This window comes from Mesorhizobium sp. M2E.F.Ca.ET.209.01.1.1, assembly GCF_004010375.2.
Lineage (GTDB): Bacteria > Pseudomonadota > Alphaproteobacteria > Rhizobiales > Rhizobiaceae > Mesorhizobium.
In genome coordinates this window covers 47,846-65,297 of the sequence record NZ_SADP02000009.1, presented here as the reverse complement: position 1 = coordinate 65,297, position 17,452 = coordinate 47,846, and the positions used below count along the sequence as shown (strand labels likewise).

Here is a 17,452-nt window from a genome sequence, read left to right as displayed (position 1 = left end):
TCCAATGTGGCAGAATGGGCGAGGCCGAGAAACTGCTGATCTCCCCCCTTGAGGGGGAGATGGCCGGCAGGCCAGAGAGGGGGGCGAAGGATCGCGGCTTCCGCCTGTACACGGTGGCGCCATGACCGTCGCCGCTGTTCAGTCCAACCCCACCCCCGCCATCCTGCCCGGCAGCGGCGGCCTGCGCGGCGCGCTCTCCGACCTCTTCTGGCGCCGGCCGAAATTCCTGCTCACACTGATGCTCGCCCCGCCGCTGCTTTGGCTCGGCATCGTATATATCGGCTCGCTGTTCGCGCTACTCCTGCAGAGCTTCTTCTCCATCGACGAGTTCTCCGGCCTCATCAATCGCGAGTTCACGCTGAAGACCTATGGCGACCTGTTCCAGGCCGCCAATCTCGACATCATCCTGCGCACAGTGACGATGGCGGCGCTGGTCACGCTCGCTTCGGCGGTCATCGCCTTCCCCATCGCCTATTACGCGGCTCGCTATGCGCGCGGCCGCTGGAAGGCGCTGTTCTATCTCGGAGTCATGCTGCCGCTGTGGTCGAGCTACCTGGTCAAGATCTATGCCTGGAAGCTGATCCTCGCCAAGGAAGGCATCCTCACCTGGCTGCTCGCCAAGCTGAACCTGCTCTGGCTGCTCGATGCCTGGCTGTCGCTGCGGGTCGTCGGCGGCAACTCGCTGTCGGTCTCCTTTACCGGCACCTTCATCGTCTTCGTCTATGTCTGGCTGCCCTTCATGATCCTTCCCGTTCAGGCCGCGCTCGAGCGGGTGCCCGGCAATCTGGTCGAGGCCTCGTCCGATCTCGGCGCCTCGCCTGGCCAGACCTTCCGCAACGTACTCTTCCCGCTGGCGCTGCCCGGCATCGTCGCCGGCTCGATCTTCACCTTCTCGCTGACTTTGGGAGACTACATCATCCCGCAGATTATCGGCACCTCGCGGCTCTTCATCGGCCAGGCCGTCTATTCGCAGCAGGGCACCGCCGGTAACATTCCTTTGGCCGCCGCCTTCACCGTGGTGCCTATCGTCATCATGGGCTTCTACCTCTGGGGCGCCAAGCGCATGGGGGCTTTCGATGCGCTCTGACCGTGGTCAACGTGCTCCGCTCGGCCTGAAGATCGCCGCCGCCTGCGGCCTGCTCTTCCTGCACCTGCCGATCCTGCTGATCTTCGTCTATGCCTTCACGACCGAAGAGAAGAGCTTCGTCTGGCCGCCGCCAGGCTTGACCACGCAGTGGTTTGCCGTCACCTGGAACCGGCCGGACGTCTGGGATGCGCTGTCGCTGTCGGTCCGCGTCGCCGCCATCTCCACGGCCATCGCGCTGGTGCTCGGCACGCTTTGCGCTGCCGCCGTGTCGCAGACGCGCTTCTTCGGCCGCGAGGCCATTTCGCTCTTGGTCATCCTGCCGATCGCGCTGCCCGGCATCATAACCGGCATTGCGCTGCGTTCGGCCTTCGCACTCGCCGACATCCCGTTCTCGTTCTGGACGATCGTGCTCGGCCACGCGACCTTCTGCGTGGTCGTCGTCTACAACAACGCCGTCGCCCGCTTCCGCCGCACCTCGGGATCGATGATCGAGGCCTCGATGGATCTCGGCGCCGACGGCTTCCAGACTTTCCGGCATGTCGTGCTGCCGAACATCGCGACCGCATTGCTGGCTGGCGGCATGCTTGCCTTCGCGCTGTCCTTCGACGAGGTCATCGTCACCACCTTCACCGCAGGCCAGCAGCAGACGGTGCCGATCTGGATGCTGGAGGAGCTGATCCGGCCGCGCCAGCGCCCGGTCACCAATGTCGTGGCCATGGTCGTCGTGCTGATGACGCTGCTGCCGATCCTCTTTGCCTATTACCTGACCCGCGACGGCGACCAGATCGCGGGGAGTGGAAAATGAAAAACAGCGAGTAGCGAATAGCGAGTAGCGAACAGGGTTCGGCTGTCGATCTCCCTATTCGCTATTCGCTACTCCCTATTCGCTCCTAATCAAGGAGAACCCCAATGGACACCCAGATGCTCATCGGCTCGAAATTCGAGAAGGGCACCGAAACCGAGGAGCCGATCCTCAATCCAAAGACCGGGGCAACGATCCTCAACCTGCCGGAAGCGAGTCCGGCGCAGATCGAAGCGGCTGTCAGTGCCGCCGAGAAGGCGTTCGTCAGTTGGTCGCGCACGACGCCGGCGCAGCGCTCCGGCTACCTGCTCAAGATCGCCGCTCGCATCGAGGCCGAGGCCAAGGAGTTCGCCGCGCTCGAGGCGCTGAATTGCGGCAAGCCGATCAATGCCGTGCTCAATGACGAGATCCCGGCGATCGTCGACTGCTACCGCTTCTTTGCCGGCGCGGTGCGCTCGATGCCCGGCCAGGTAGCCGGCGAATATATTGCCGGCCACACCTCGATGGTACGGCGCGACCCTATCGGCATCGTCGCCTCGATCGCGCCCTGGAACTATCCGCTGATGATGATGGCCTGGAAGCTGGCGCCGGCGATCGGCGGCGGCAACACGGTCGTCTTCAAGCCGTCCGAGCAGACGCCGCTGACGTCCCTGAAGCTGGCGAAGATCCTCGCCGAGGTGCTCCCAGAGGGCGTCGTCAACGTCGTGCTCGGCCGCGGCGACAGCGTCGGCAACACGCTGATCAACCACCCGAAGGTCAACATGATCTCGATCACCGGCGACGTCGCCACCGGCAAGAAGGTGCTGCAGGCGGCCGCCAAGTCGGTCAAGCGCACGCATCTGGAGCTCGGCGGCAAGGCGCCCGTCATCGTCTTCGACGACGCCGATCTCGGCGCCGTGGTCAACGGCTTGCGCGCCTTCGGCTACTACAATGCCGGCCAGGACTGCACCGCCGCCTGCCGCATCTATGCCGGCAAGAAGATCTATGACAAGCTCGTCGCCGACCTCTCCTCCGCCGTCTCGACCATCAAATACAACCAGCCGGACGACACCGAGAACGAGATCGGCCCGCTGATCTCGCGCCGCCAGCGCGACCGCGTCTCGAGCTTCGTCGAGCGCGCCTCGGAACTGAAGCACATCGAGATCACCACCGGCGGCAAGCCGGGCGAGGGCTCCGGCTTCTACTACCAGCCGACGGTCGTGGCCGGTGCGCTGCAGGAAGACGAGATCGTGCGCCGCGAGGTGTTCGGCCCCGTCGTCTCCATCACCCGCTTCTCGGATGTCGACGAAGCGGTGAACTGGGCGAACGACAGCGACTACGGCCTTGCCTCGTCGGTGTGGACCAAGGATGTCGCGCGCGCCATGGCGACCGCCGCCCGCCTGCAATATGGCTGCACCTGGATCAACACGCACTTCATGCTGACCAACGAGATGCCGCATGGCGGCCTGAAACAGTCCGGTTACGGCAAGGACATGTCGCTTTACGCGCTGGAAGACTACACCGCCGTCCGTCACGTGATGGTGGCGCACGGCTAAAGCAGGAAGGCAAGCATTCAACCGAGGGAGGAAGACAATGCAACGCCGTCAGTTTCTTGCATCCGCAGCCGTCGCCGCCACGCTTTTCACCGTGGCGCCGTCCTTCGCCGCCGACACCGCGCAGTCGGTGGTCGAAGCCTATGTCGCGGCCTGGAATGCGCATGACTCGACCAAGGCCGCCGGCTACTTCGCCGAAGACGTCACCTATTACGACGCGTCCGTCGGCAAGCCGGTCACCGGCAGGGACGCCGCCAAGACAGGGGTCATCGACAACTTCCTGAAAGCCGTTCCCGACGCCGTTTGGACGATGAAGGGCAAGCCGTTGGTCGACGGCGACCGCGTCTCCTTCGAATGGGAGTTCTCCGGCACCAACACCGGCGCCTGGGGAGACGGCACCGCCGCGACCGGCAAGAAATTCTCCTTCACCGGCGCCTCGATGTTCCAGGTCAAGGACGGCAAGATCGCGACCCAGAGCGACTATTACGACGCGCTCGGCTTCTACAAGCAGCTTGGCCTGATGTAGGGCGCCTTCCCTTCGCCCCGTTCACGGCATATGCGCTAAGATAGCTTTGGCATGGCTTGAAACTTGCGTTTTCGTGGTGGCTCGCGCCAGCGATGTCGCAAGGCATGAAGATTTCGGCGCAGGATCGCCAGGGGCGGCTGGGTAAAGATCGTTGCGATCAGGGAAGCGATCTGGCGGGTAGCACGCCACAGCAACGGGCGCTCGTCGCTCAAGGGGGAGAGACACCCAACTCCTGCGAGAGGAGTTCGGTCACAAGCGCGATGAGGAAGTGGGCAAGAATCCAAGGCTTTGCGATCCTTGGGTCTTTGGCGGGAGGCGCGCGCAGCCCGATCAGGCTCTTCAGGCGCTTGAAGGCGAGCTCGATGCGCCAGCGCATGCGATAGAGCTTGAGAACCGTGCCGGCGGGAAACTCCTCCCGGTCAAGCGAGGTCACAAGGATGACGAAGCCGGCCGCAATCAGCGTCTGCGGTTGAACCTTGTTGCCCTTGGCCTTGGCTTCCTTGTTGATTTTACGCCGTGCTTCTTGTGCAGCAGCCTCGGATTTGCGCAAGGCGATCAGGCGCATCTTCACAGGCTCGCCCTTCTTGAGGGCCAGCCGGACAGGCGTTTCGAAGACCTCGTCGCGGCAGCTCTCCAGGTGGCCGATGAGATCGAACGCCTCGCCGTTGGCGTCGAGCCATCGCGCATTCTTCCACGACGCGCGCACGACAACGTCGCCGCCTTGCGCCATGACCTTTGCGATCCGCTCGGCCTGCAGATAGACGCGGTCGCCGATGCGGATCTCGCCCGCCACCACCGGCACGCGGTCGATCAGCTCGGCCTCGCTCTGGTCGGTGATCTCGAGGAAATCGAACTGCTCGCGCTCAAGCTCGAAGGCGCAGTGCATGCGCCAAAGGCCATTGTTCTTCTTCTCATGCGCACCGGCCTTGGCAACCGCCGTCGCATCGAGGATACGGATCAGCCGGCCCTTGGCCAAGCCTGCCTCCTCGCGCTGCAAAAGATGCCCAATCAACTGCTGCAGCCATGGCCCTGCATTGCGCAGCCGGCCGAGCAAGGCCACGTCCGAGATGTCGGCAATCCCGCTCGCCGCCGCCCAGGCCACGACGCCCCGCATCCCTACCTTGCCAAGGCAGTAAGCCAGCGTCAGGCGCAACAGATCGCTCGCCGATCGGACGCCGCGCGGTCGCAGGAACGCCCTTGTCTCGCGCGCACTTTCTGCGATCAACTCTTCGCCGCCGAGAAGCTCAATCGTCTCGGCCCAGCCGTCATCAACAAGCGATTCGTGTGTCATCCCCAGCGTAGAATCACAACCGATTCCGCACTGCAATGCCTATCTTAGCGCCTATGCCGTTCACGGGGAGAAGGTGGCCCGAAAGGCCGGATGAAGGGCAGCGCCAACTTTGCGGAAGCCGGCTCTGCCCCTCATCTGCCTGCCGGCATCTTCTCCCCAGAAGAACGCAGACCACTACTCAACGATGCGGTAGATATTCCACAGGCTGGTGCCTGACACGACATAGGGCTCCAGCTCCTTGCCCCATTTGGCGTGCGCGTCGATCTTGGCGATTTTGGCGAAGAACGCCTCCAACTGGGCCAGGCTTTCGACCTGATGATGGGCCTCGATCGTCGCTTCGCGCGCGCCGACAGAACCGGTCATGAGCTGGAACTTCAGGTCGGCGAGCCCGACCTGCGAGCCGATCTCGCGCTCCCATTTCCGCATCAGCTCGAGCGCGGTCTGCTTGTGACCGAACCTGGCGTCGATCTGCCATCTGGCGCTGAACATCTTGGTTCCTCTCTGTTTCGCAGAAAACGTCCAATCTTGACCTACTCGTCCCAGGCCTGCACGACCGTCTGCCGTGAGATGCGGCCGTTCTTCAGCTCCAGCATCGCCGCGCAGAACACCTTCGTGCCGTCCGGATAGGCGCAGGCCTGGGTGAAGGCGAGGCTGTCGCCCTCGGCGATGGTGGTATCGACCTTGTGGATCATCGCCCGGCTGCAGATGTCGTCCCAGAAGGTGCTGATGGCCGCACGCCCGCGGATCTCGCGCGGCTTGCTCGGCGGATTGTTGCGGTCGATCACCCGCACGACCGCATCATCGTTGTAGAAGCTCGACAGCATCTTGCCGTCGCGACCTTCGATCGCTCTCTTGATCGCGGCGCCGTCCACTGTTTGCGTCTTGGTCAGCATTTCATCCTCCATGTGCCCGTTCTTCAGGCGATATATGGGCGAAGCCCTGCCCAGCGAACATCGCCGGGCAGGGAACTCCTCACTGCGACTTGGCCTTGACGGCGGCGAACAGGTCGTCGGTCTGCTTCTTGAAGGTGGCGAGATCGACCTGGCTGCCGTTGAGCATCGTCGACCAGTGGCGCACGATCGCCGCCATCGCGATGGCCTCCTTGATCTCCTCGTCGCTCGCGCCATTCGCCTTGGCCGCCAGCGTGTGGAAATAGATGCAGTATTGGCAGGGGATCTGCGAGGCGACCGCGAGGCCCAGCAGTTCCTTGGTCTTGCCGTTGAGGGCGGTATTCGGATTGAGCTGCACGCCCTTGATCTCGGCCCAGGCGCCGGCCACCGCGACATCCGGCAGCGTCTTGAACATATCCGGCACCGTGCCGAGCGTGGCCTGGATGTCCTTGTAGGCGGCGGTCGCCGAAGCGTCTTCGGCCCGCCCCGGGGTAGTGGCCAGCAATGCGCCCGCGGCAAATGCCAGCAATCCGATCTTGCGATTGAGTTTCAGCATTTCATCCTCCATTCGCAGCGCCTTCCTGGCTGCCTGCATGGGGAGAATTGATACCTCTTACGGCATCCCGACCGCTTCGCCCGAAAGCGCCATGGCTCTCATGGCCCGTCCGGGCCAGCGTGCCTGGCCGAGAACGCCGCCGCAGCCGCCCGCGACGGCAGGTCGAGCTTGAGCAATATGTTGGCGACGTGCCGCTTGACCGTATGCTCGCTGAGGTCGAGTTCGGCGGCGATCGCGGCGTTGCTCTTGCCGTCGGCGATCAGGCTCACCACCTCGCTCTCGCGAGCCGTCAGCGTTGCCGGTTCGGCCGGCTTGGGCTTGGGGCGGCAGGCCGGCTCCAGATGCTGTTCGGCCGTCACCTGCACCAGCGGCAGCGGCTCGTCCAGTTCGTCGAGGCTGATACGCCCGGCATCGATGAAATGCAGCCCAGAGCCCGCTGCCAGCTCGGCCACCAGCCTTGAGCAGAGGATGTTACCGCGCTCGGCATGGGCGGCAAGCTGCATGGCCAAACGCGCCGTCAGCCCCGTAGGTGGCCCGCGCATCTCGACCTCGCCGACATGCACCCCTTGCGCGCTCGCCACGCCGATCTCCTGCGCCGCCTCGCGCAGCAGCGCCGCGCAGCGTACGGCGCGGGCGGGGCCGTCGAAACGCGCGATCATCAGCTCGCCATGCGTTCCGGCGATGCGGCCGCCATGACGTCCCACCAGCATGCGCCAGTTCTCCTGGAAGCGCAGGCTGCGTTCGCTCCACAAGCGGTCGCCAAGCCGCGCGGTATCGTAGATGCGCGTCACCAGCAGCGCGGCAAGCACGCGCTCTACATCGGCCACCGCTGGCTCTCCGGTCAGGAATTCCTCGATCAGGTCGGCCACGCGGTCGACGTCTCCGGTCCAGATCGGGTGGTCGCGCCCCGAAATCTCGACCAGGCGGGCGCCGGGGATCTTCCTGGCCAGGAAACGGCTGGCGTCGGGGTCGACACGGGCGTCGTTGCGGCGATGGATCAGGTATGTCGGCACGTTGATCGTCCCGAGCATGTCGCGCACGTCTATGCCGGCATTCATCCGGGCAAGGGCGGTCGCGGCCGTCGGGCTGGCCGACAGCCGCTCGAACCGGGCCCACCATTGCGCAAAATGTGTGTCGTCGACCCGTCCCGGCGCGAAATTCGGCAAGGTGGCGCCGGTGCCCCAGGACGTCTCCGCCGTCTCGATGAAGGCTTCCAGCCGTTCCGGCGGCATCACCCATTTGTGGAAATGCGCATAGCCGCCGTAAAGCACCAGCGCGCGCGTCCGCTCGGGATAGGTGGCGGCGAACAGCATCGCCATCGGCGCGCCTTCCGAGGCACCGAGGATCGCGGCGCGGCCGCTGCCGGTGGCGTCCATCACGGCGCGCACGTCGTCCATGCGCGTCTCGAGGCTAGGCAAATGGTGGGTGTCGACGCGGTCGGAAAGCCCGGTGCCGCGCTTGTCGAACAGGATCAGCCGCGAGAAGGCGGAGAGCCGTTTCAACAGGCGGCTGTAGCCTTCGTCTTCCCAATGCAGGTCGAGATTGGAGATGAAACCCGGCACGAAGACGAGGTCGAAAGAGCCCTGGCCGATCACCTGATAGGCGATCCGCACATCCCCGCTACGGGCGTATCTGGTCTCGATCGGCCTCACGCAAACTACCCCGCCGGCCAGACGATTTCCTGTCGGCAACCATAGCAGAGCCGCGCCGATAGCGGCAGCTTAAACTTTATCGGAAAGGAATATAAGGCCGTCCAGTGGCTACATTATTCCTGCGAAGCGGCGATATCGGCTGGAAAGGCCGCGACCCCAAGCTTCCTGTCGGCCTCCGCGGGGGAGATCGGCCGCTTGATCTTGGCCGAGGCCGCGATCACGAGGTCGTCGAAATTCTCCGCGCCGCCATCCAGCATCTCGAACAACTGCCGCCGCATCCGCGGTTCCCAGAACTTGTTGATGTGCTCGGCAACGCCGGCAATGCCTTCCTCGCGCGGCTTCGAATGAAAGAAAGTGGCGATCTGGTTGGCCATGCGCACCAGCTTTTCCCTAGTGCCGGCGATGTGGTCTTCGTCATGCGACATGCTTGGCAACTCCGGAGGCCACCCGGTGCGGGTGGGTGAAAATATCGAAATCGTCGCCGCGCACCAGCGCGACCAGCGTCATGCCGGCGGCATCGGCCGTGCGGATGGCAAGCGCCGTCGGCGCCGAAACCGCCATGATGATCGCGGCGCCGATGGCGGCCGTCTTCTGCACCATCTCGACCGATACGCGCGAGGTCACCACGACGGCGCCGCTCGCGCCATCGATCCCGGCCTTGGCCAGCGCGCCGGCGAGCTTGTCCAGTGCATTGTGGCGGCCGACATCCTCGCGCGCCATAACGATGCCCTTGCCGGGCACGTAGAAGCCCGCGGCATGCACCGCGCCAGTCTCGGCGTGCAGCGGCTGCTGCTTCGACAACAAGCGGACGGCGCTTGTGACGTCCTTGGCCTGAAGCGTAAGCCGCGACGCACCAACCGCGTCGACCGAGCGCATCGCTTCCTCGATGGATTCGATGCCGCACAAGCCGCAGCCGACAGGCCCGGCCAGCCGGCGCCGCCGTGCCTGGAAACGCGTGTTGGCCTGGTCCTTCAGCCGGATCTGGATATCGATGCCGGCGCCGAGATCCTCGACCTCGATCGCCTCGATCTCTTTGGGGTCGGCAATGATGCCTTCGGTCAGCGAGAAGCCGAGCGCGAAATCCTCGAAATCGGCGGGACTTGCCATCATCACCGCATGCGTGGTGCCGGCAAAGGAGAACGCCACCGGCGTCTCTTCCGGCACCATGCGGTTCGCGGCAGCGGTGCCGCTGGCGCGATGCGCCAGCCGCGAGATTTGCGTCGTGGCTTTGCGCCGCGCGGTCAAGACTACTCCGCCGCCTGCAGCGGTGTGATGCGGCGGCTCTGGCGCGCCTGCTCGTTATAGTCCTTCTGCCAGTCGGTCGGGCCGTTGGACGGCGCCACCTGCACGGCGGTGACCTTGTATTCCGGGCAGTTGGTCGCCCAGTCCGAGAAGTCGGTGGTGATCACGTTGGCCTGCGTGTCCGGGTGGTGGAACGTCGTGTAGACGACGCCCGGCGACACGCGGTCGGTGATCAGCGCGCGCAGCGTGGTTTCGCCGGAGCGGCTGGCCAGCCGCACCCAGTCGCCTTCGCGCACGCCGCGGACTTCCGCGTCATGCGGATGGATCTCCAGCCGGTCCTCGGCATGCCACGTGACGTTTTCGGTGCGCCTGGTCTGCGCGCCGACATTGTATTGCGACAGGATACGGCCGGTGGTGAGCAGCAGCGGATAGCGCGGACCGGTCCGCTCGTCCGTCGCCACATATTCGGTGCGGATGAACTTGCCCTTGCCGCGCACAAAGCCGTCGACATGCATGATCGGCGTGCCGAGCGGCGCCTTCTCGTTGCAGGGCCACTGCACCGAGCCGACGCGGTCGAGCAGCTCGAACGAGACGCCGGCGAAGCTCGGCGTCGTCTTGGCGATCTCGTCCATGATCTGCGAGGGATGGGTATAGTTCCAGTCGAGGCCGATTGCGCGGGCAAGCTCCTGCGTCGCCTCCCAGTCGGCATAGCGCGCCTTCGGCTCGATGACCTTGCGCACCATATTGATGCGGCGCTCGGCATTGGTGAAGGTGCCGTCCTTTTCGAGGAAGGTCGAGCCCGGCAGGAAGACATGCGCGTAGTTGGCCGTCTCGTTGAGGAAGAGGTCGTGCACGACCACGCATTCCATCGCGGCGAGACCGCCCGCGACGTGCTTGGTGTCGGGATCGGACTGCAGGATGTCCTCGCCCTGGATGTAGATGCCCTTGAACGAGCCGTCGACAGCGGCGTCCAGCATGTTGGGGATGCGCAGGCCAGGCTCGTCGTCCAGCTTCACGCCCCACAGGCTCTCATAGATGTCGCGCACGGCTTCGCCCGAGATGTGGCGGTAGCCCGGCAGCTCATGCGGGAAGGAGCCCATGTCGCACGAGCCCTGCACGTTGTTCTGGCCGCGCAGCGGGTTCACGCCGACGCCCGGACGGCCGATATTGCCCGTGGCCATGGCCAGGTTGGCGATCGCCATCACCGTGGTCGAGCCCTGGCTGTGCTCGGTGACGCCGAGGCCGTAATAGATCGCGCCATTGCCGCCCTTGGCGTACATGCGCGCGGCTCCACGGATCAGTTCGGGGTCGACACCGGACAACTTGCCGACAACCTCGGGGCTGTTCTCCGGCAGGGCGACGAAGGAGGCCCAGTCCTGGAACTCGGCCCAGTCGCAGCGCTCGCGGATAAAGGCTTCGTTGAACAGGCCCTCGGTGACGATGACATGCGCCAGCGCTGTCAGCACCGCCACATTGGTGCCGGGCTTCAGCGGCAGGTGATAGTCGGCCTCGATATGCGCGGACTTGACCATCTCCGTGCGGCGCGGATCGAGAACGATCAGCTTGGCACCCTGGCGCAGCCGTTTCTTCAGCCGCGAGGCGAACACCGGGTGCGCCGAAACCGGATTGGCGCCGATGATGACGGCGACATCGGTGAACTCGACCGAGTCGAAATCCTGCGTGCCGGCCGAGGTGCCGTAGGTCTGGCCGAGGCCATAGCCCGTCGGCGAATGGCAAACTCGCGCGCAGGTGTCGACATTGTTGTTGCGGAAGCCCTGCCGCACCAGCTTCTGGACGAGATAGGTCTCCTCGTTGGTGCAGCGCGAGGAGGTGATGCCGCCGATGGCGGTGCGTCCATACTGATACTGGATGCGGCGGAATTCCTTCGCCGTATGGGCGATCGCCTCTTCCCAGCTCACTTCGCGCCAGGGATCGGAGATCTTCTCGCGGATCATCGGCGACAGGATGCGGTCCTTGTGGGTGGCATAGCCATAGGCGAAACGGCCCTTCACGCAGCTATGGCCGTGGTTCGCCTTGCCGTCCTTGTAGGGCATCATGCGGATGACCTCGTCATCCTTGACTTCGGCCTTGAACGAGCAGCCGACGCCGCAATAGGCGCAGGTGGTGACGGCCGAGCGCTCCGGCATGCCCTTTTCCAGCACGGTCTTTTCGCGCAGCGCGTCGGTCGGGCATGCCTGCACGCAGGCGCCGCAGGACACGCATTCGGAAGCGATGAAGTCCTCATGCATGCCGGCAACCATGCGCGATTCGAAGCCGCGGCCCTCGATGGTCAGCGCGAAGGTGCCCTGCACCTCTTCGCAGGCGCGCACGCAGCGCGAGCAGACGATGCACTGCGCCGGGTCATAGGTGAAATAGGGGTTGGATTCGTCGCGGGCGATGTAGTCGACGGCCAGCGAGCCATGGCCGGGCGCGACGCCGCCTTCGTCCTTGACGTGGTTGCGGCCTTCGACGCCGTAGCGGTTCTCGGTCAGACCGACCGACTTCGCCACCGCGTCGAATTCGCTGGCGCCGGTGCCGGCCTTCTCGTTCCAGCCGCTCGGGTGGTCGGAGACGTAGAGCTCCATGACGCCGCGGCGGATGGCGTCGAGCCGGTCCGACTGCGTGCGCACCACCATGCCTTCTCCGACCGGCGTCGTGCAGGAGGCCGGCGTGCCGCCGCGGCCTTCGATCTCGACCAGGCAGACGCGGCAGGAGCCGAAGGAGTCCAGCATGTCGGTGGCGCAAAGCTTCGGGATCTCGACCCCGCCTTCCATCGCCGCGCGCATGATCGAGGTGCCTTCCGGCACCGTGATGCTCTGCCCGTCGACGGTGAGCGTGACCTGCTTCGTCGCTTTCGACTCCGGCGTTCCGTAGTCGATCTCTTCGATGAGTGTCGGGAAGTCGGCCTTGATGTTCATCTGCCAGCTCCTATTCAGCCGCCACGCGCGCCGGCGCGGGCTTGAAATCCTCGGGGAAATGCGTGATCGAGCTCATCACTGGGTAGGGCGTGAAGCCACCCAGCGCGCAGAGCGATCCGAACTTCATCGTGTTGCAGAGGTCGGTGACCAGAGCGAGGTTCTTCTCCGCCTCGATGCCCGCGGCAACCTTGTCCAGAACCTCCACGCCGCGCGTCGAGCCGATGCGGCAGGGCGTGCACTTGCCGCAGCTTTCGATGGCGCAGAACTCCATGGCGAAGCGCGCCTGCTTCAGCATGTCGGCCGTGTCGTCGAAGACAGTGATGCCGGCATGGCCGATCAGTCCGTCGCGCTTGGCGAATTCCTCATAGTCGAAGGGGGTGTCGAACAAGGCGCGCGGGAAATAGGCGCCGAGCGGCCCGCCGACCTGCACAGCCTTCACCGGGCGCCCCGAAGCCGTTCCGCCGCCGATGTCGTCGACGATTTCGCCCAGCGTCAGGCCGAAGGCCGTCTCGAACAGGCCGCCCTGCTTGACGTTGCCGGCGATCTGGATCGGGATCGTGCCGCGCGAGCGGCCCATGCCGAAATCCTTGTAGTAGGCGGCGCCCTTGTCCATGATGATCGGCACCGAGGCCAGGCTGATCACATTGTTGATCACCGTCGGCTTCCCGAACAGGCCCTGGATCGCCGGCAGCGGCGGCTTGGCGCGCACCACGCCGCGCTTGCCCTCGAGGCTGTTCAAGAGCGAGGTTTCCTCGCCGCAGACATAGGCGCCGGCGCCGACGCGGATTTCCATGTCGAAGGCGTTGGGCGAGCCCAGCACATTGAGCCCGAGCACGCCCGCCTTGCGGGCGATCGCGACGGCCTTGTTCATCGTCGCCACCGCATGCGGATATTCCGAGCGGATATAGACGAAACCCTTGGTCGCGCCGGTGGCGATGCCGGCGATCGCCATGCCTTCGATCAGCACGAAGGGATCGCCTTCCATGATCATGCGGTCGGCGAAAGTGGCGCTGTCGCCTTCGTCGGCATTGCAGACGATGTATTTCTGGTCGCCCGCCGTATCCAGCACCGTCTTCCACTTGATGCCGGTCGGGAAGCCGGCGCCGCCGCGGCCGCGCAGGCCGGACTCGGTCACTTGGCTGACGACATCGGCCGGCGCCATGGCGACCGCGTTCTGCAGGCCGCGCAGGCCGCCAAGCGACTTGTAGGCATCGAGCGACAGCGGGTCATTGATGCCGCAGCGCGCGAAGGTCAGCCGCGTCTGCTTGGCGAAGAAAGGGATCTTGTCGGGCGCGCCCAGCCAGCGCTTGTGGTGGCCGCCGGTGAGAAAACCGCTGTCGAACAGGCTCTTGACGTCGGAAGGCTTGACCGGCCCGTAGGCGACGCGGCCCTTGTCGGTTGCCACCTCGACCATCGGCTCCAGGAAATAGGCGCCGCGCGAGCCGTTGCGCACGATCTTGGCCTCGACGCCGCGCTCCTTGAGCTCCTTCTCGATCGCCCTGGCGACCTTCTCGGCGCCGAGCGCCAGCGCGCCGGAATCTGCGGGGACATAGATGCGCGGGATCATGAACGCACCTCCGCGACGATCTCTTCGATCTTCTCGTCATCGAGCCGGCCGATGACTTCGCCGTCGAGCATCGCCGACGGCGAGCAGGCGCAAAGCCCGAGGCAGTAGACCGGCTCCAGTGTAACCGATCCGTCGCGCGCGGTCTCGTGGAAATCGATGCCCAGCAGTTGCTTGACCTTGGCCGCGACGGCGTCCGAGCCCATCGACTGGCAGGCTTCCGCCTGGCAGAGCTTCAGCACATGCCGCCCGGCCGGCTTGGCGCGGAAATCGTGATAGAAGCTGACCACGCCGTGCACTTCGGCCCGCGACAGGTTCAGCCCGTCGGCGATGACCGGCAGCGCATCCTTCGGAACGTATCCGAACTCTTTCTGTATGCTGTGCAGGATCGGCAGCAGCGGACCCTCGAGGCCCTTCATCTCGTCAATGATCGCCGCCGTGCGCGACGCGATCTCGGTACTTGCGGCCTGCATGGTCACGCAGCGCCCTCCCTGGTCGTAGCGGCCAATGTATGTCACCCCAGGATATAGAGCGGTTTCGGGGCAACGACATGCATAGGACGCAATATCGCTAAGTCCTTACGAAATCAGAGGAAACCTCCGAAATCAATAAAGCGCTCCCGTCGATCGATAGAAATTTTCTATCAAAAAGCGGCGGCTCGCATTCTCTAGCCTAGCGATGACGACGGAAATCGTCTGCCAGCGCCATCGCCTCGTCCAGCAGCGCCTGTACCAGCGGCGTGTGCGGCTCGCGCGGCGCCGCCACCAGGCCGACCGTGTGGCTGGCGTCCGGCTCGACGATCGGAATGGCCCGGATCGGCTCGGAAAAACCGAACGTTTCCGCGAGGTTGAGCGGCATGATCGACGACCATTTGCCTGTACGGATATGCGAGAACAGCACGATCATCGAGTTGGATTCCAGCGTCGGCCGCACCTGCACGCCGGCTTCCGCCAGATGCTGGTCGATGATGCGCCGGTTCTGCATATCCGGCGTCAAAAGGCAGAGCGGCAGCTGGCTGATCTCGGCCCATGTCACTTTGTCGCGATCGGAATAGGGGTTCCCGACCGCCGTGATCAACTGGTAGCGCTCGTCATAGAGGGGCACGCTGATGACGCGCCCAAGCGGCTCGTTGTCCAGATAGGTGATGCCGGCATCGACGTCGAAATTACCGAGCAGCGACAGCACCTCGATCGAGGTGCGCGACAGGATGGAGAAGGTGACGCCCGGATGCTTTTCGCGGAACGGCGTCGTCAGCCGCGCCACCATCGCAAGGGCGGTTGGGACGGCGGCGATGCGGATGCGGCCGGAGAGGCCGCGGCGCGCCGCCCGCATCTCCTCGCGCATCGTCCTTGTGTCGCCGACGATGCGGCGCGCCCAGCCCAGCACCTGCGTTCCTTCCGGCGTCAGCCCCTGGAACCGCGAGCCGCGCAGCACCAGCATGACCCCGAGCTGCTCCTCGAGCTGCTTGATGCCGGCCGACAAGGTCGGCTGGGTGACGCCGCACACCACCGCCGCCCGGCCGAAATGCTCTTCCTTGGCCAGCGCGATGAAGAATTCCAGCTTGTCGATCATGCCATCCGATCCACCACCGTTTAGCCCAAGGTCAGGGAAATCGCCTTGCCGCGCAAGACGCGCACGCAATCGGGCCTCGTCCACATTTTTGAGCCGGCTATCTGTTTTCCCGCGCCACGCATGGCGCTATGTGGGATAAGCGAAGGCAAGGAGGACGAGATGCTGGGCTGGTTTCGCAAGCTGTTGCCACGCGAGGATCGCTTCTTCGATCTGTTCGAGCGGCATTCGCGCACCGTGGTTGGCGGCGCCGAAGCCCTTCAGCAGCTTCTCGGCGGCAATGACATTGACCGCTGGTGCCAGAAGATCGTCGATCTCGAAAACGAGGCTGACGGCATCACCGCCGAGGTCCTGCTCGCGGTCAGGCGGTCCTTCATCACCCCTTTCGATCGCGGCGACATCAAGGATTTGATCCAGTCGATGGATGACGCCATCGACATGATGCACAAGACCGTCAAGACGGTGAAACTGTTCGAGGTGAGGGAGTTCGATCCGCTGATGCGGGAAATGGGCGGCGTCATCGTCCAGGCTGCCCGGCTGGTCGCCGAGGCGATTCCGCTGCTGAGCAAGGTGGGCGCCAACGCAGCGCGCCTCAACGCCATTGCCGAGGAGGTCATGCGCGTCGAAGGCCGCGCCGACGACCTGCACGAGCAGGGCCTCAAGGATCTGTTCAGGCATCACGGCCGCAGCGACCCGATGGCTTACCTGATCGGCTCGGAGATCTACGGCCAGCTGGAAAAGGTGGTCGACCGCTTTGAGGACGTCGCCAACGAGATCAGCGGCATCGTGATCGAGAACGTTTAGGCGATGGACGCGACGATCGCTTTTCCGCTGCTGATCGGCCTCGTTGCCGTGGCCCTGTTCTTCGATTTCCTCAACGGCCTGCACGACGCCGCCAATTCGATCGCCACCATCGTCTCCACCCGGGTGCTCAGGCCGCATTACGCGGTGTTCTGGGCCGCCTTCTTCAATTTCATCGCTTTCCTGTTCTTCGGCCTGCATGTCGCCGAGACGGTGGGGAAAGGCATTGTCGACGCCAGCATCGTCACGCCGGCGGTGATCTTCTCGGCACTTGTCGGCGCCATCGTCTGGAACATCGTCACCTGGGTCGCCGGCATTCCGTCGAGCAGCTCGCACGCGCTGATCGGCGGGCTGGTCGGCGCCGGCGTCGCCAAGGCCGGAACCGGTGCCATTGTCTGGTCCGGGCTCGGCAAGACGGTCGCGGCCATCGTGCTCTCGCCGGCGACGGGATTCGTGCTCGCGCTGGTCCTGGTTCTCATCGTCTCCTGGCTGTTCGTGCGCCAGACGCCGTTCGCCGTCGACAATACGTTTCGCGTGCTGCAGTTCTTTTCCGCCTCGCTCTACTCGCTGGGACATGGCGGCAACGACGCGCAGAAGACCATGGGCATCATCGCCGTGCTGCTCTATTCGCAAGGCATGCTCGGCCAGAGCTTCTACGTGCCGCTGTGGGTGGTCCTCACCTGCCAGTCGGCGCTGGCTCTGGGCACGCTGCTCGGCGGCTGGCGCATCGTGCACACGATGGGATCGAAGATCACGCGGCTGAACCCGATGCAGGGTTTTTGCGCCGAGACCGGCGGCGCCATCACGCTTTTCGCCGCCACCTGGCTCGGTGTTCCGGTCTCGACCACCCACACCATCACCGGCGCCATTATCGGTGTGGGCGCCGCCCGCCGCGTCTCCGCCGTGCGCTGGGGCATCGCCGGCAACATCGTCGTCGCCTGGGTGATCACCCTGCCGGCGACGGCGGCGATTTCAGCGCTCACCTACCTTGCCACCAGGCTGGCCGCTTAGCTTCGCGGCGA

General features: G+C 64.8%; 17 protein-coding genes. 6 read left to right on the top strand and 11 right to left on the bottom strand.

From position 1 onward, the window contains the following. Window positions 1-121 precede the first annotated feature (121 nt). From EN852_RS17870 to EN852_RS17855, 4 genes are all read left to right on the top strand, one after another. Window positions 122-1,087: an ABC transporter permease gene (locus EN852_RS17870; RefSeq protein WP_127876255.1), complete on the top strand. Its 966-nt coding sequence runs from the start codon at window positions 122-124 to the stop codon at window positions 1,085-1,087. After that, complete coding sequence (locus tag EN852_RS17865) at window positions 1,077-1,892, top strand: ABC transporter permease (protein WP_127876254.1); 816 nt, start codon at window positions 1,077-1,079, stop codon at window positions 1,890-1,892. The genes EN852_RS17870 and EN852_RS17865 overlap by 11 nt, the downstream gene beginning before the upstream one ends. A 104-nt stretch (window positions 1,893-1,996) precedes the next feature. Then, window positions 1,997-3,424: a gamma-aminobutyraldehyde dehydrogenase gene (locus tag EN852_RS17860; RefSeq protein ID WP_127876253.1), complete on the top strand. Its 1,428-nt coding sequence runs from the start codon at window positions 1,997-1,999 to the stop codon at window positions 3,422-3,424. A gap of 37 nt (window positions 3,425-3,461) precedes the next feature. Continuing rightward, entirely contained in the window at window positions 3,462-3,947 is a 486-nt protein-coding gene (locus EN852_RS17855) for an ester cyclase (protein ID WP_127876252.1), read from the top strand. A gap of 208 nt (window positions 3,948-4,155) precedes the next feature. Here EN852_RS17855 and EN852_RS17850 read toward each other — a convergent pair whose 3' ends face one another. The 11 genes from EN852_RS17850 to EN852_RS17800 form a co-directional block, all read right to left on the bottom strand. Then, window positions 4,156-5,238 (bottom strand): IS4 family transposase, encoded by a 1,083-nt coding sequence (locus EN852_RS17850; protein WP_127876251.1) that lies wholly within the window; start codon window positions 5,236-5,238, stop codon window positions 4,156-4,158. 174 nt (window positions 5,239-5,412) lie between these two features. Beyond that, complete coding sequence (locus tag EN852_RS17845; protein ID WP_127857839.1) at window positions 5,413-5,727, bottom strand: hypothetical protein; 315 nt, start codon at window positions 5,725-5,727, stop codon at window positions 5,413-5,415. 41 nt (window positions 5,728-5,768) lie between these two features. Beyond that, window positions 5,769-6,131, bottom strand: coding sequence for a nuclear transport factor 2 family protein (locus EN852_RS17840; protein ID WP_127866418.1), 363 nt, complete (start codon window positions 6,129-6,131; stop codon window positions 5,769-5,771). A 79-nt stretch (window positions 6,132-6,210) separates the two neighbouring features. Further along, on the bottom strand, window positions 6,211-6,684 hold the full coding sequence (locus tag EN852_RS17835) for a carboxymuconolactone decarboxylase family protein (RefSeq protein ID WP_127876250.1): 474 nt from the start codon (window positions 6,682-6,684) through the stop codon (window positions 6,211-6,213). Between the two features lie 98 nt (window positions 6,685-6,782). Further along, on the bottom strand, window positions 6,783-8,336 hold the full coding sequence (locus EN852_RS17830) for an alpha/beta fold hydrolase (protein WP_127876249.1): 1,554 nt from the start codon (window positions 8,334-8,336) through the stop codon (window positions 6,783-6,785). A 113-nt stretch (window positions 8,337-8,449) separates the two neighbouring features. Next, window positions 8,450-8,761, bottom strand: coding sequence for a formate dehydrogenase subunit delta (locus EN852_RS17825; RefSeq protein WP_112128128.1), 312 nt, complete (start codon window positions 8,759-8,761; stop codon window positions 8,450-8,452). Then, a complete protein-coding gene (gene fdhD, locus EN852_RS17820; protein ID WP_127876248.1) occupies window positions 8,751-9,581 on the bottom strand; it encodes a formate dehydrogenase accessory sulfurtransferase FdhD in 831 nt (276 codons plus the stop codon). Before fdhD ends, EN852_RS17825 begins: the two co-directional genes overlap by 11 nt. 2 nt (window positions 9,582-9,583) lie before the next feature. Continuing rightward, window positions 9,584-12,496, bottom strand: coding sequence for a formate dehydrogenase subunit alpha (fdhF, locus tag EN852_RS17815; RefSeq protein ID WP_127876247.1), 2,913 nt, complete (start codon window positions 12,494-12,496; stop codon window positions 9,584-9,586). 10 nt (window positions 12,497-12,506) lie between these two features. After that, entirely contained in the window at window positions 12,507-14,063 is a 1,557-nt protein-coding gene (locus EN852_RS17810; RefSeq protein WP_127876246.1) for an NADH-quinone oxidoreductase subunit NuoF, read from the bottom strand. Then, complete coding sequence (locus tag EN852_RS17805) at window positions 14,060-14,539, bottom strand: formate dehydrogenase subunit gamma (protein ID WP_127876245.1); 480 nt, start codon at window positions 14,537-14,539, stop codon at window positions 14,060-14,062. Before EN852_RS17805 ends, EN852_RS17810 begins: the two co-directional genes overlap by 4 nt. Before the next feature lie 193 nt (window positions 14,540-14,732). After that, a complete protein-coding gene (locus EN852_RS17800) occupies window positions 14,733-15,632 on the bottom strand; it encodes a LysR family transcriptional regulator (protein WP_127876244.1) in 900 nt (299 codons plus the stop codon). A 159-nt stretch (window positions 15,633-15,791) separates the two neighbouring features. Here EN852_RS17800 and EN852_RS17795 point away from each other — a divergent pair, with 159 nt between their 5' ends. Next, window positions 15,792-16,433 (top strand): DUF47 domain-containing protein, encoded by a 642-nt coding sequence (locus EN852_RS17795; protein ID WP_112128488.1) that lies wholly within the window; start codon window positions 15,792-15,794, stop codon window positions 16,431-16,433. 3 nt (window positions 16,434-16,436) lie between these two features. Beyond that, complete coding sequence (locus EN852_RS17790) at window positions 16,437-17,441, top strand: inorganic phosphate transporter (RefSeq protein ID WP_112128122.1); 1,005 nt, start codon at window positions 16,437-16,439, stop codon at window positions 17,439-17,441. Window positions 17,442-17,452 lie beyond the last annotated feature (11 nt).

Bases quoted from the DNA above. Each gene is read 5' to 3' on its own strand.
- EN852_RS17855 (WP_127876252.1), top strand. From the start codon at position 3,462: ATGCAACGCCGTCAGTTTCTTGCATCCGCAGCCGTCGCCGCCACGCTT.
- EN852_RS17790 (WP_112128122.1), top strand. From the start codon at position 16,437: ATGGACGCGACGATCGCTTTTCCGCTGCTGATCGGCCTCGTTGCCGTG.
- EN852_RS17845 (WP_127857839.1), bottom strand. From the start codon at position 5,727: ATGTTCAGCGCCAGATGGCAGATCGACGCCAGGTTCGGTCACAAGCAG.
- EN852_RS17825 (WP_112128128.1), bottom strand. From the start codon at position 8,761: ATGTCGCATGACGAAGACCACATCGCCGGCACTAGGGAAAAGCTGGTG.
- EN852_RS17840 (WP_127866418.1), bottom strand. From the start codon at position 6,131: ATGCTGACCAAGACGCAAACAGTGGACGGCGCCGCGATCAAGAGAGCG.
- EN852_RS17860 (WP_127876253.1), top strand. From the start codon at position 1,997: ATGGACACCCAGATGCTCATCGGCTCGAAATTCGAGAAGGGCACCGAA.
- fdhF (WP_127876247.1), bottom strand. From the start codon at position 12,496: ATGAACATCAAGGCCGACTTCCCGACACTCATCGAAGAGATCGACTAC.
- EN852_RS17835 (WP_127876250.1), bottom strand. From the start codon at position 6,684: ATGCTGAAACTCAATCGCAAGATCGGATTGCTGGCATTTGCCGCGGGC.
- EN852_RS17850 (WP_127876251.1), bottom strand. From the start codon at position 5,238: ATGACACACGAATCGCTTGTTGATGACGGCTGGGCCGAGACGATTGAG.
- EN852_RS17865 (WP_127876254.1), top strand. From the start codon at position 1,077: ATGCGCTCTGACCGTGGTCAACGTGCTCCGCTCGGCCTGAAGATCGCC.
- EN852_RS17810 (WP_127876246.1), bottom strand. From the start codon at position 14,063: ATGATCCCGCGCATCTATGTCCCCGCAGATTCCGGCGCGCTGGCGCTC.
- EN852_RS17870 (WP_127876255.1), top strand. From the start codon at position 122: ATGACCGTCGCCGCTGTTCAGTCCAACCCCACCCCCGCCATCCTGCCC.
- EN852_RS17795 (WP_112128488.1), top strand. From the start codon at position 15,792: ATGCTGGGCTGGTTTCGCAAGCTGTTGCCACGCGAGGATCGCTTCTTC.
- EN852_RS17800 (WP_127876244.1), bottom strand. From the start codon at position 15,632: ATGATCGACAAGCTGGAATTCTTCATCGCGCTGGCCAAGGAAGAGCAT.